This window comes from Vibrio intestinalis (genome assembly GCF_025195085.2).
GTDB lineage: Bacteria > Pseudomonadota > Gammaproteobacteria > Enterobacterales > Vibrionaceae > Vibrio > Vibrio intestinalis.
The window spans coordinates 26,585-40,464 of record NZ_JANAVY020000013.1 but is presented as its reverse complement, the minus strand read 5'-3'; the positions used below and the strand labels follow the sequence as shown (position 1 = coordinate 40,464).

General features: G+C 45.1%; 11 protein-coding genes. All 11 read left to right on the top strand.

Features of this window, described 5'->3' with window-relative positions:
• The first annotated feature begins 89 nt into the window (after window positions 1-89).
• The 11 genes from MU515_RS15150 to MU515_RS15100 all read left to right on the top strand — a co-directional run bounded on the left by MU515_RS15150 (window position 90) and on the right by MU515_RS15100 (window position 13,834).
• Window positions 90-1,538 (top strand): YfcC family protein, encoded by a 1,449-nt coding sequence (locus MU515_RS15150; RefSeq protein WP_260261258.1) that lies wholly within the window; start codon window positions 90-92, stop codon window positions 1,536-1,538.
• A 1,137-nt stretch (window positions 1,539-2,675) separates the two neighbouring features.
• Complete coding sequence (gene arcA, locus MU515_RS15145) at window positions 2,676-3,899, top strand: arginine deiminase (RefSeq protein ID WP_260261257.1); 1,224 nt, start codon at window positions 2,676-2,678, stop codon at window positions 3,897-3,899.
• Window positions 3,900-3,969: 70 nt separating this feature from the next.
• Window positions 3,970-4,881, top strand: coding sequence for a carbamate kinase (gene arcC, locus MU515_RS15140; RefSeq protein WP_260261256.1), 912 nt, complete (start codon window positions 3,970-3,972; stop codon window positions 4,879-4,881).
• Window positions 4,882-4,984: 103 nt separating this feature from the next.
• Complete coding sequence (locus MU515_RS15135) at window positions 4,985-5,995, top strand: ornithine carbamoyltransferase (RefSeq protein ID WP_260261255.1); 1,011 nt, start codon at window positions 4,985-4,987, stop codon at window positions 5,993-5,995.
• A gap of 457 nt (window positions 5,996-6,452) precedes the next feature.
• Window positions 6,453-7,382: an aspartate carbamoyltransferase gene (pyrB, locus tag MU515_RS15130; RefSeq protein WP_260261254.1), complete on the top strand. Its 930-nt coding sequence runs from the start codon at window positions 6,453-6,455 to the stop codon at window positions 7,380-7,382.
• Between the two features lie 16 nt (window positions 7,383-7,398).
• Complete coding sequence (gene pyrI / locus MU515_RS15125) at window positions 7,399-7,863, top strand: aspartate carbamoyltransferase regulatory subunit (RefSeq protein ID WP_260261253.1); 465 nt, start codon at window positions 7,399-7,401, stop codon at window positions 7,861-7,863.
• A gap of 359 nt (window positions 7,864-8,222) precedes the next feature.
• The gene (locus MU515_RS15120; protein ID WP_260261322.1) at window positions 8,223-8,690 is read left to right on the top strand and encodes an arginine repressor; all 468 of its coding nucleotides are present in this window, start codon (window positions 8,223-8,225) and stop codon (window positions 8,688-8,690) included.
• A 173-nt stretch (window positions 8,691-8,863) separates the two neighbouring features.
• On the top strand, window positions 8,864-10,642 hold the full coding sequence (locus MU515_RS15115; RefSeq protein WP_260261252.1) for a protein-disulfide reductase DsbD: 1,779 nt from the start codon (window positions 8,864-8,866) through the stop codon (window positions 10,640-10,642).
• A gap of 166 nt (window positions 10,643-10,808) precedes the next feature.
• On the top strand, window positions 10,809-11,444 hold the full coding sequence (locus MU515_RS15110; RefSeq protein WP_260261251.1) for a response regulator transcription factor: 636 nt from the start codon (window positions 10,809-10,811) through the stop codon (window positions 11,442-11,444).
• Window positions 11,445-11,830: 386 nt separating this feature from the next.
• Entirely contained in the window at window positions 11,831-12,094 is a 264-nt protein-coding gene (locus MU515_RS15105) for a DUF4212 domain-containing protein (RefSeq protein WP_260261250.1), read from the top strand.
• Between the two features lie 12 nt (window positions 12,095-12,106).
• Entirely contained in the window at window positions 12,107-13,834 is a 1,728-nt protein-coding gene (locus MU515_RS15100; RefSeq protein WP_260261249.1) for a sodium:solute symporter family protein, read from the top strand.
• Window positions 13,835-13,880: the final 46 nt, after the last annotated feature.

Genomic DNA, 13,880 nt, shown 5'->3' with positions numbered 1-13,880 from the left:
GTTAATAACTTATCGGTTATTTAATTTTTATAACTATACCTATTAGTCGCTGATTCACTTTTATTTCGTATAAAAGTAAGGAGATAGCCATGACAACCCAGACTGTACAAAATGAAGAGAAAAAAGGCGGCTTCTTCGCCAACTTTAAGTTCCCTTCCGCATACACCATTTTATTTGTTCTAATCGCCCTAGTTGCTCTAATGACTTGGATCGTTCCTGCTGGTCAATATGACCGTGCAATGAACGAAGACTTAGGCCGTGAAGTTCCAGTAACTGGTACTTACCAAGCCGTTGAAGGCAACCCACAAGGCGTTATCGATGTCTTGTTGGCGCCAATCGATGGTTTCTACGACCACAACTCTTATGAAGCGGCAGCAATCGACGTTTCACTATTCATCCTTATTATCGGTGGTTTCCTAGGTCTTGTTACTAAAACAGGCGCTATCGATGCGGGTATCGAGCGAGTCACAGACCGCTTGAAAGGCCGTGAAGAAATGATGATTCCTATCCTGATGGCACTATTTGCCGCAGGCGGTACCATCTACGGTATGGCGGAAGAGTCACTACCATTCTACACCCTTCTAGTACCTGTTATGATGGCAGCTCGCTTTGACCCTCTAGTAGCAGCAGCAACTGTTCTTCTTGGTGCTGGTATCGGTGTACTAGGTTCAACCATCAACCCATTTGCAACGGTAATCGCAGCGAACGCATCAGGCATTCCATTCACTGACGGTATTGTTCTACGCGTTATCATGCTAGTTATCGGTTGGGGTATCTGTGTTGCTTACGTAATGCGCTATGCTCGCATGGTTCGCGCTGACCAAACTAAATCTATCGTTTACGACAAGTACGAAGAGAACAAAGCACACTTCCTTAAGAATGCTGATGCTGGTTCACTAGAGTTCACTGGTACTCGTAAGCTTATCCTTGCTATCTTCGCTGCATCTTTCGGTGTGATGATTTACGGTGTATCTGTTGCAGGTTGGTGGATGGCAGAAATCTCTGCGATGTTCCTAGCGGCAACAATCCTAACCGGTATCGTAGCTCGCATGAGCGAAGAAGAGTTCACGTCTAGCTTTATCGACGGTGCACGTGACCTACTAGGTGTAGCACTAATCATCGGTATTGCACGTGGTATCGTTGTAGTAATGGACCGCGGTATGATCACTGATACTATCTTGTTCTCTGCAGAGCAAATGGTAACTGGCCTATCGTCAGTAGTATTCATTAACGTAATGTTCTTCCTAGAAATTCTACTATCGTTCCTAGTACCTTCAACTTCAGGTCTAGCGGTACTAACTATGCCAATCATGGCGCCACTTGCAGACTTCGCTGGCGTAGGTCGTGAGCTTGTAATCACTGCTTACCAATCTGCTTCTGGTCTAGTTAACCTAATTACTCCTACATCAGCGGTAGTAATGGGTGGTCTAGCAATCGCTCGCGTTCCTTACGTACGCTGGGTGAAATGGGTAGCACCGCTACTAGGTATTTTGCTTGTATTCTGCATCATCGTACTTAGCTTAGGCGCAATGCTTTAATCCTTAAGTAGACCGCATAGTTTGAGCCGCCTCCGGGCGGCTTTTTTATTACCTGAACCTTTGTAAAATCCCCCTCTGATATCCGCTCGCTTATCGCTTTGCGTGCGCGCCATCCCCCTTCTCGGGCACATTATTAGACGCTCAAGGCAAACCTCTAAGCGCCCCTGTTCCTAGCGTTAAATACACCTGTTCGTTTAACACAACCAAAAGAAAAGCGTTGTTCATATCAGTGAAGTTCGACTCATCTTACCGTTACCCAAGTGAGATGGCCGTTTAAGGCAAAGCTCCTATGTTTACACCTGGTCAAGATAAGGTAGTGACATCCTCTTTCTCTCGCTGCGATCCTAAATCTCCCCCCCCTTAATCTCGTTTATTGCATGCGCGTTGCTTGAGGCAACGTTCTGTAGCTGGCGAGCTTTTCGCTCAATAGCAGCGACTGTTATTAGATTCACAACGGGCTAACCCATTCCCACTTTTTCAAGCTATCAAATAACCTAAACATTCATACTATCGAGCAATAAACTCACTGGTATTTCTTGCAGTAATTTTGTGGTTTTTATTATTTGGCATAATTAGTTACTTTTATTCGCTATTTATAACGAGCATCATTCACTTAATTTAACCCATTATAATCACCAGCCAATCTGATTAGATTCAACGCACCAAAAACTGCTTTTTTTGGACATTTTCAATATGTGATCAAAGTAATATTTGCCGATATTTTTTTTGTTACCAGAAGATTAATTCGCGTCGCGAAATCAACTAACTAGCACGAATAAATGCATATATTCATATTTTGACTAAAATGACACTAGTTTTTCATAGGAATAAAGTTTCTCATTTATTCAAGAATGCTCACTCTCGGGTCAATTCAATGCATAAACTTCCCAAAAAACAGCCTAAGACCTTTAACTTTATGCATTGTTAACAGTGAATAGATATTGTTAACCTCGGCTAAAAAACACCCAAATACAATATAAATCGAACTGTGATTGACCTCTAAGATCCCCCGCCAGAGAGGGGTAATATGAATTCCAGACAAGAGAAATGAATTAAAAAATTCATCTTATATTCCCTACAAAATAAATATTAGTTTTTAGAAATAAAAATTAATTCAATTAATAGAGAGATACGATCATGAGTAAGTTTTACGTAGGTTCTGAAATCGGTCAATTACGTCGCGTTCTTGTTCACCGCCCTAGACGCGCTCTTACTCACCTAACACCTTCTAACTGCCACGACTTGTTGTTCGATGACGTATTAGCAGTAGAACGTGCAGGTGAAGAACACGATGTATTCACTAAGACACTTCGCGAGCAAGGCACTGAAGTTTTACTACTGACTGACCTACTAGCTGACACTCTAGCAGTGCCAGAAGCAAAAGAATGGCTACTTAGCCATCAAGTTTCTGATTACCGTCTAGGTAAAACATTCGCAAACGACGTTCGCGTTTACCTAAGTGATCTTCCAAACCTAGAGCTAGCTAAGATTCTTACTGGTGGTCTTTCTTACGCAGAGATGCCAATGAAATCTTCTTCAATGATGCAAGGTCTTCACGCTCCAACTGACTTCATCATCGAACCTCTACCAAACCACCTATTTACTCGCGACACTTCTTGCTGGGTATACGGCGGCGTATCTATCAACCCAATGGCTAAGCCTGCTCGTCAACGTGAAACAAACCACGTTCGTGCTATCTACCGTTGGCACCCAACATTCGCTGGTCAAGACTTCATCAAGTACTTCGGCGATGACGAAAGCATCAACTACGACAACGCAACTATCGAAGGCGGTGACGTACTTGTTATCGGTCGTGGCACTGTACTTATCGGTATGTCTGAGCGTACTACAGCACAAGGTGTTGAACACCTAGCATCTGGCCTATTCAAACACGGTCAAGCGAAACAAATCATCGCGATGGAACTACCTAAGCACCGCTCTTGCATGCACTTAGATACAGTAATGACTCACATGGACGAAGACACATTCTCTGTTTACCCAGAAGTGGTTCGTAAAGATGTGAAATGCTGGAGCCTAACTGGCGACGAATCTGGCGCTGTAAACGTGAAAGAAGAAGGCTACTTCGTTACTGCTATCGAAAAAGCACTAGGCGTAGACAAGCTAAACCTAATCACAACTGGTGGTGACAACTTCCACGCAGAACGTGAGCAATGGAACGACGCGAACAACGTTCTTACAGTGAAACCAGGCGTAGTTATCGGCTACGAAGGCAACACTTACACCAACGAGAAATACGACAAAGCTGGTATCACAGTTCTACCTATCCCAGGTGACGAACTAGGCCGTGGTCGTGGTGGTGCTCGCTGCATGAGCTGCCCAATCGAACGTGATGGCATCTAATAAAGTTTTACTAGGGTAAATCGGTTGGGGTGGCTCCACCACCCCAACCCACTGCAAAGAGAATAAGAATATGACTAAGCAAACTGTTGTTGTCGCTCTAGGTGGTAATGCTCTACTTCGTCGTGGTGAACCACTAGAAGCAGATGTTCAACGCCATAACATTGAGATTGCGGTAAACACCATTGCAAAAATTGCACAAGAGTACAACGTGGTTCTAGTACACGGAAACGGCCCACAAGTTGGTCTGTTAGCTCTGCAAGGTCTGGAATACAAGAAAGTAAATCCTTACCCGCTTGACGTGTTAGGTAGCGAAACTCAAGGCATGATCGGTTACATGCTAATGCAGGAATTTAAAAACCAAATCCCTGAAGCAAACGTAACTTGCATGCTAACTCAAATGACAGTTGATCCAGCGGATCCTGCATTTGTAGACCCAACTAAGCCAATTGGCCCTGTATACGCAGAAGCTGAAGCTCGCGAAATGGCAGAGAAATACAACTGGACAATCAAACCAGATGGCGAGTACTTCCGCCGTGTAGTTCCTAGCCCACTACCAACTGGCATTATTGAACACGATGCAATCACCACACTTATCGATCAAGGTCACCTTGTGATTTGTACTGGTGGTGGCGGTATCCCAGTGAAACGTGAAAACGGCAAACTGGTTGGTGTAGAAGCAGTAATCGATAAAGACATGTCAGCAGCATTCCTTGCGAAGCAGCTAGGCGCAGACGCTCTATTGATTCTGACTGATGCAGACGCGGTATACCTAGATTGGGGTAAACCAACTCAGCACGCACTGCACTCAACAACTCCAGAAGAGTTGAAACAGTACCAGTTCGACGCAGGTTCAATGGGACCAAAAATCGATGCCTCTTGTGAGTTCATCAATCAAGGCGGCAAATTAGTTGGTATCGGATCTCTACAAGATGGCCTACGCATCCTAAAAGGCGAAGCTGGCACTTGTATCCGTGGCAACTAATGAATCAGTGAAACACCAATAACGAATTTAACGACTACCAACGCTCTTTCACCCCTACTTTCCCTGCACAGAAAGAGCGTTTTTTAAATAGAAGGAAAACATCATGGCTTTCAACCTACGCAACCGTAACTTCCTAAAACTATTAGACTTTACTCCTCGCGAAATTCAACACATGTTGGATCTATCTGCTGAGCTGAAAAAAGCGAAATACAACGGCTATGAGCAACCACGCCTAAAAGGCAAAAACATTGCTCTAATCTTCGAGAAAACTTCAACTCGTACTCGCTGTGCATTCGAAGTTGCGGCATTTGACCAAGGCGCTCAAGTTTCTTACTTAGGCCCATCTGGTTCTCAAATTGGTCACAAAGAGTCAATGAAAGATACAGCTCGAGTTCTAGGTCGCATGTACGACGGTATTGAGTACCGTGGTTTCGGTCAAGAAATCGTAGAAGAGCTAGGTGCATACGCAGGTGTTCCAGTATGGAACGGTCTAACTGACGAATTCCACCCAACTCAAATCCTAGCTGACTTCCTAACTATGATGGAACACGGCCGTGGCAAACAACTTCGTGAAATCAAGTTTGCTTACCTAGGCGACGCTCGCAACAACATGGGTAACTCTCTAATGGTTGGTGCTGCGAAAATGGGTATGGACATCCGTCTAGTTGCTCCTAAAGCGTTCTGGCCTGAAGAAGCTCTAGTAGCTCAATGTCGTGAAATCGCAGAAGAAACTGGTGCGAAAATCACTCTAACTGAAGACGTTAAAGAAGGCGTTCAAGGTTGTGACTTCCTATACACTGACGTATGGGTATCTATGGGTGAAGCGAAAGAAGCATGGGCTGAGCGTATCAACCTAATGATGCCTTACCAAGTAAACATGGACATGATCAAAGCAACTGGTAACCCAGATGTGAAATTCATGCACTGTCTACCAGCATTCCACGGCGAAGACACTACTGTAGGTAAAGAGCTTGCTCAAGAATACCCACAACTTAAAGATGGTGTTGAGGTTACAGACGAAGTGGTTGAGTCTAAGCACTCTATCGTATTCGACGAAGCTGAAAACCGCATGCACACTATCAAAGCAGTAATGGTTGCAACTCTAGGCGACTAACTTGCCGAAAACATCAACCTTGGCGAAACCGTTCTCCAGTAGCTAGGGTTTGATAGAGCAGGGAATGCGGGCCGCATTCGAAGTTACTCTCGTATTACTTCGAATAAAGCCCGCATTTTTTTTCGCTCAAAAACCGCATAACTCCCCGCTAAACCTTACCAATCAACACCTTCACTCACTCGCCATAATTATCCAAAATATGCATAAATATCCGACAGTTGGATATTTTATATTAACCCTTGCAAGGCGAAAATTTGTCCGTATAATCCTCCGCAATTTGTCTAAGGAGTATCAGATGAAATCGCTATTAGCCGCGCTAATTTATTTAACGAAACGCCAAAAATTATCGGCGTCGTTACTGATTTCTTCTTACTCTATTGATCCTATTCAAGCCTCCTAATTATTAGGGGGCTTTTTTTTGTCTGATGTTTACCTAACCTGGCGAGGAAAGACTGTTATGGCGCATTCGTTATTCAACAAGCACATTATCTCCATTCCTGAACTAAGCCGAGCTGAGCTTGAGCTGATTGTCGATACAGCAGCACGACTCAAAGCAGAGCCGAACCCTGAACTATTGAAAAACAAAGTAGTCGCAAGCTGCTTCTTTGAACCGTCAACTCGTACTCGTCTATCGTTTGAAACTGCGGTTCAACGTCTAGGCGGCACTGTGATTGGTTTTGATAACGGTGGTAACACTTCACTGGCGAAAAAAGGCGAATCACTAGCGGATTCAGTGCAAGTTATCTCTTCTTATGTTGACGCTTACGTAATGCGCCACCCACAAGAAGGGGCTGCTCGTCTAGCCGCTGAGTTCTCAAACGGCGTACCAGTAATCAACGGCGGCGACGGTGCAAACCAACACCCAACGCAAACCCTGCTTGACCTATTCTCTATCTACGAAACGCAAGGCACATTAGACAACCTAAACGTCGCGTTTGTAGGTGACTTGAAATACGGCCGCACTGTGCACTCGTTGACTCAAGCTCTAGCAAAATTCAACAACGTGCGTTTCTTCTTCATCGCACCAGATGCTCTAGCAATGCCAGATTACATCTGTGAAGAGCTAGAAGAAGCGGGCATCAAGTTCTCAATGCACAGCAACATCGAAGAAGTGGTGCCAGAGCTAGACGTGCTATACATGACTCGCGTACAGAAAGAACGTTTTGACGAATCAGAATACGCGCACATGAAATCAGCCTTCATCCTAACAGCAGCAACGCTAACCGAAGCGCGCGACAACTTAAAAGTGCTTCACCCACTGCCACGTGTTGATGAAATCACGACTGACGTTGATAAAACTAAGCACGCTTACTACTTCGAACAAGCAGAAAACGGCGTATACGCGCGTGAAGCCCTACTGGCACTTGTTCTAAACGAAACAGTTTAATTGCAGGAGACATATCATGGTGAAACAAACTCAACTTCAAGTAGAAGCGATTCGCAACGGTAGTGTAATTGACCACATCCCTGCAAACGTTGGCATCAAGGTGCTAAAACTGTTCAAAATGCACAAGAGCAATCAACGCATCACGATCGGTTTGAACCTGCCTTCATCAGCACTAGGTGGCAAAGACTTAATCAAAATTGAAAACGTCTACTTAACTGAAGATCAAGCTAACCAGCTTGCGCTTTACGCACCGAAAGCGACGGTAAACCAAATTGAAGAGTACAAGGTAGTTAACAAACTGAACCTTTCTTTACCAGAGCGTATTAAGAACATTTTTGTCTGTCCGAACAGCAACTGTATTTCTCACGGTGAGCCAGTAGAAAGCAACTTTAAAGTGCAACAAAAAGCCGAAGATATTCAGCTGAAATGCCACTACTGTGAAAAAGTATTCTCACGCGAAATTATGCAGGACGCTCGCTAAGCCGAGTAGCACACGAATCTCCACATTCGCGAAATAACATGATGGATATTTATGCCAATTGAGGCATAAATATCCATTTTTACTTTTTTTTACTAGAAAAATCAGACCATTAAACTGGTTTTATAATTGAGATCCCCTTCAAAAAGCCGCCTACCCTTTGGTGGTAAACTAGCTTCACTATTCAAAGTCACCCTGCGCAATGACACCTTCTGGCGAAAGTCTCATGCCGTCATTATGCACAAGTGACCAATACTGAACTAAAGTCACTCCGAGGATCGGCGAGTGCAACCATTACCAAGGATGAATTAAATCCATACGTCGATATGTAAGGAGTTCCCGTGAGTGAAACTCTAAACCCTATGGCAAACCAATATGCCGAAGATAAAACGCTAACAGCTGCCTGTAAGAGATTGCTTCAACAACAAAGTTTTAGTACTCAAAATGATCTAAGAGAAGCGTTAGTAAATATAGGCTTTGAAGGAATTAGCCAATCTACCGTATCGCGCTTGTTGTCCCAATTAGGGGTAGTGAAAGTACAAAATGCCTGTGGCAAAAAAGTGTACTGCATTACCGTTGAAACAGCGCCGGTTCGAGTGGAATCGTCGATTTCTTCTCAAATTGAGTTCATTACTCACAACCAAGCAATGGTTGTAGTAAAAACTCACCCTGGCAGTGCACAACTTGTGGCTCGCTTGGTCGACATTGACCCACATACTGAAATTCTAGGTACCGTGGGCGGTAACGATACAGTATTAGTGATTCCAAAAGATGTGCAAAACATCGACGCGTGCGAACGCGTAGTGAAAACCCGCTTAGGGGTTGCTTAGCTCTACTTAAAGTTGGGTGCTGGTCACCCAACTTCCTTTCTTTACGCTTATTTGAAACTATTTGGCTGTTTTCTCTGTCCTATTGAGTCTATCGAGACTTTTTTCTCTCTCACAGGAGAAAAATGGTTTGGATTGGGTATAAAATAAACCAAATTTTAAATAAGTGACCTGTTATGCGTTTTGTTTTTTCGCTCATAATGCTGTGCGTTGCCATGCTATCGGCCCCTGCGATGGCACTGTTCAACAACAATTCTGACTCTCTACTCGGCAGCGATAGCAATCGCTTTGTGCCAGTAGACGAAGCCTTCCCGTTCAACTATTACCAGCAAGGCGACAAAGTTTTTCTCGATTGGCAGGTCAAACAAGATTATTACCTGTACCAAGAACGCATTACGATCAGCGCAGAAAAGGCCAACATTGGTACGCCAGACATGCGTGATGGTAAGCCATACACCGATGAGTTCTTTGGCGATGTACACATCTACACTCAGCCACTGTTTGTGGAAGTGCCGCTAGAAAGCTATCAAGATGGTGCGCGATTGATTGTTCAATACCAAGGCTGTGCTAAAGCTGGGTTCTGCTACCCGCCTGAAACGCGCATGATTGATCTTGAGCCTTTTAGCCCTTCTACATCAACAACAAGCGATGCTACAAAACAAGCGCAGCCAACACCTACAACCGCAGATGCGCCAGTATCAAAAGAAAGCTCATTGGCGGACAAATTAGCTGACAATTGGTGGACACCACTACTCTTCTTAGCTTTAGGTATCGGCCTTGCTTTCACACCTTGTGTGCTACCTATGTACCCGATCTTAACCAGTATTGTACTAGGCAGTGGCAAACTTTCTCATCGCCGCGCGCTGGGGTTATCGTTCATTTACGTACAAGGTATGGCGCTCACTTATACCCTACTCGGCTTAGTGGTGGCCTCTGCGGGCATGCAATTCCAAGCGGCGATGCAGCACCCTTATGTATTGATCGGTTTAAGTGTGCTGTTTGTGGTGTTGGCCGCATCCATGTTTGGCCTATACACCCTGCAACTGCCTGCGAGCGTGCAAACATGGCTGAGCGGATTGAGCAACAAACAACAAGGTGGCAGCTCTGTCGGCGTATTCGCGATGGGCGCTATTTCTGGTTTGGTGTGTTCACCGTGCACCACTGCGCCACTTTCTGGCGCACTGCTTTACGTGGCGCAAAGTGGCGATCTACTCACTGGTGCTATTGCTCTTTACGCGCTTGCTATGGGTATGGGTATTCCATTGATCCTCGCAGCAGTGTTTGGCAACAAACTACTACCTAAAGCAGGCGGTTGGATGGACAGAGTGAAGACCTTATTTGGCTTTATTCTGCTCGCCGCGCCAATCTTCTTACTTGAACGTTTAATCCCTGAATTCTGGTCAACGGTACTGTGGTCTGCACTCGGTATTGTTGCGTTCGGTTGGCTATACCATTGTAAAAACAGCCTACCTTTTGGTGGCTGGAAGCAAAGCACAGTAGGCATCATCGCAGTATTAGGCCTCTTTGTTTCAGCGCAACCGCTGATCAATCATTGGATCAACCCAGCCCAGCAACAAAGCAGTGAACACAGCGTCGAATTCATCCGAATTAGCAGCGTCACCCAGCTAGAGCAACAACTGGCGGCGGCAAAACAAGCCGGTAAACCCGTGATGCTCGACTTCTATGCCGACTGGTGCGTAGCATGTAAAGAGTTTGAGAAATACACCTTCCACACACCGAATGTTGAAGCGCGTCTAACGGACTTTGTATTACTGCAAGCAGACGTGACTAAGAATGAACTGCAAGACATTGAGATGCTGCAAAAGCTCAATGTACTTGGCTTGCCGACCATCGAGTTTTGGAATGCCCAAGGTGAACACATCACCAATGCGCGTATTACGGGCTTTATGCCAGCAGAGACCTTCTTAGCTCATCTAGACAGCCACCAGCTCTAGAACTCTCCGTTACAAAAGGACAATGCCTGCAACCACTGGGTATTGTCCTTTCTATTAACAATCGGCAAAACTCGATTTAGTTCAGACTTTTACTGCCTAAAGATTGTTCAATGACGCAAACGGGTTAATAATTCCATTAACTAAATTACAATAAGTGATTAACGTCATGGATTCGACTTACACTATTATCATTGCCGATGATCACCCCCTGTTTCGCAATGCCCTATTTCAGTCTATTCACATGGCGATCAGTGGCGCGAACCTTTTGGAAGCTGATTCTCTAGAAGCGCTGTTAAATCTATTGGCCAAAGAGCCTGACCCAGATTTACTGCTACTCGATCTGAAAATGCCCGGTGCTAATGGCATGTCTGGCCTAATGCAGCTAAGAGCTGAATACCCAGATCTGCCTATCGTTGTCGTTTCTGCAAGTGAAGAGCCCGCGGTGGTCACCCAAGTCAAAAGCCATGGCGCATTTGGCTTTATCCCTAAATCTAGCGACATGCGCGAGCTCATCAGCGCGCTTAACCAAGTATTGAATGGCGAACCTTTTTTCCCTGAAGGTTCGATAACCAACAATGCGGCATGTAATGACTTAGCAGAGAAAATAGCAACGTTAACTCCTCAACAATACAAAGTCCTCGGAATGCTATCTGATGGTTTATTGAATAAGCAGATCGCTTACGAATTAAATGTATCCGAAGCCACCATCAAAGCCCATATGACGGCCATTTTCCGAAAGCTCGGGGTTAAAAATAGAACTCAAGCGGTTATATTACTCCAGCAATTAGAATCAGAAGCTTAGCTAACAACCCACTGATTTTAATTCCGCTGTGTACTATGCATATCTTCTTATGTTTACTTCACTACACCTAGAGGAGGTCAGCCATGCTGACTTCCCCATCTCTTGATGCTATCTAGCTCTGTTAGAAACCCTCTCCCTCTAGAGGCTTAAAATTCCTGCGTCAGTTAATAGATTCAACAATAAATTAGACTATCGCCTTAGACCTTTGGCTAATTTAACACAACATTAACATCACAAAAATCACACCCATTGCCATAAGCGCCCAATAAATGGACGTTTTTTGTTTTTATTGCCGCGACTAAAGTTGAAAAGAGTTCTTGCTAACACCTTGCTATTGTAAATCTTGAAACATTTTATTAACAACAAACAATCGTAAGGAGACGGCAATGGCGTTTGAAAGCGAGGAACGAGCCAAAGCCTACTGGAACAAGAACGTAAAACTGATGATCAACTTAATGATCGTATGGTTTGTCGTATCTTTTGGCTGCGGCATCTTATTTGTTGATGTGCTTAACCAATTTCAATTAGGTGGTTACAAACTTGGATTCTGGTTTGCTCAGCAAGGCTCAATCTACACATTCTTAGGCATCATATTCTACTATGCGTGGAAGATGCGCCAAATCGACCGCGAATTTGATGTGGATGAGTAAGGAGCAACTCAGATGGACTTGAAAACTATCACTTATCTCGTTGTAGGCGCGACTTTTGTCCTCTACATCGGTATCGCGATCTGGGCTCGTGCTGGATCGACTAAAGAATTCTACGTTGCCGGTGGCGGCGTAAACCCAATCGCAAACGGCATGGCAACAGCCGCTGACTGGATGTCTGCAGCGTCATTCATTTCTATGGCTGGCTTAATAGCCTTCATGGGTTACGGCGGTAGTGTGTTCCTAATGGGCTGGACAGGTGGTTATGTACTACTTGCTCTACTATTAGCGCCTTACCTACGTAAGTTCGGTAAGTTCACCGTGCCAGAATTTGTTGGCGAACGCTTCTACTCAAACACAGCTCGCGTAGTAGCGGTTGTGTGTCTGATCATTGCATCGGTCACGTATGTAATCGGTCAAATGAAAGGGGTCGGCGTTGCGTTTGGTCGTTTCCTTGAAGTGGACTATTCAACTGGCCTACTGATCGGTATGTGTATCGTATTCATGTACGCGGTTATGGGTGGCATGAAAGGTATTACCTACACGCAGATTGCTCAATATTGCGTACTCATTCTTGCTTACACTATCCCTGCAATCTTTATCTCTCTGCAACTGACAGGTAACCCACTACCACAAATCGGCTTAGGCAGTACCATCGCCGGAACCGATGTCTATCTGCTCGACCGGCTCGACCAAGTGGTGACCGAACTCGGATTCAGTGAATACACCACTCAAGTCCGTGGCGACACTCTCAATATGTTTGTCTACACCATGTCACTGATGATTGGTACTGCGGGTCTGCCACACGTAATTATCCGCTTCTTTACAGTACCAAAAGTGCGTGATGCACGTACGTCAGCAGGTTGGGCACTACTGTTCATCGCAATTCTATATACAACTGCACCAGCGGTTTCTGCGATGGCTCGTCTAAATCTAATGGACACCGTTAACCCATCTCCAGGTAAGCACCTTGCTTATGATGAGCGTCCTGACTGGTTCAAGAACTGGGAGAAGACAGGTCTACTAGGCTTTGAAGATAAGAATGGCGATGGCGCAATTCAATACACTTCAAGCAAAGAGACCAACGAGCTGAAAGTTGACCGTGACATCATGGTACTGGCTAACCCTGAGATTGCGAAACTGCCCAACTGGGTCATCGCTCTGGTTGCTGCAGGTGGCTTAGCAGCCGCACTTTCAACCGCAGCGGGTCTACTACTAGCGATATCTTCGGCCATCTCTCATGACTTAATTAAAGGGGTGATAAATCCAAATATCTCCGAGAAGAAAGAGCTGCTCGCCAGCCGGATATCCATGGCGGTCGCGATTGCAGTTGCCGGTTATCTCGGCCTTAACCCACCGGGCTTTGCCGCCGGTACGGTAGCTCTGGCCTTTGGTCTTGCGGCCTCCTCCATCTTCCCTGCGTTGATGATGGGTATCTTCAGCAAAGGGATCAATAAAGAGGGTGCGATTGCCGGTATGATCGCAGGTATCAGTATCACGCTATTCTACGTATTCCAGCACAAAGGCATCTTGTTTGTTGCTGATTGGAAATACCTAGAAAGCTGGGGCAGCAACTGGTTCTTAGGTATCGAACCAAATGCCTTCGGTGCTATCGGTGCCCTATTCAACTTCATCGTCGCGTTCGCAGTATCGAAAGTAACAGCAGAAACGCCGCAAGAAGTGAAAGACTTGGTTGAGCACGTACGTGTACCAGCCGGTGCTGGCGGTGCGGTAGATCACTAATATAACACTCAAAACACAAAAGCCCCTGCGGGGGCTTTTTTTATCT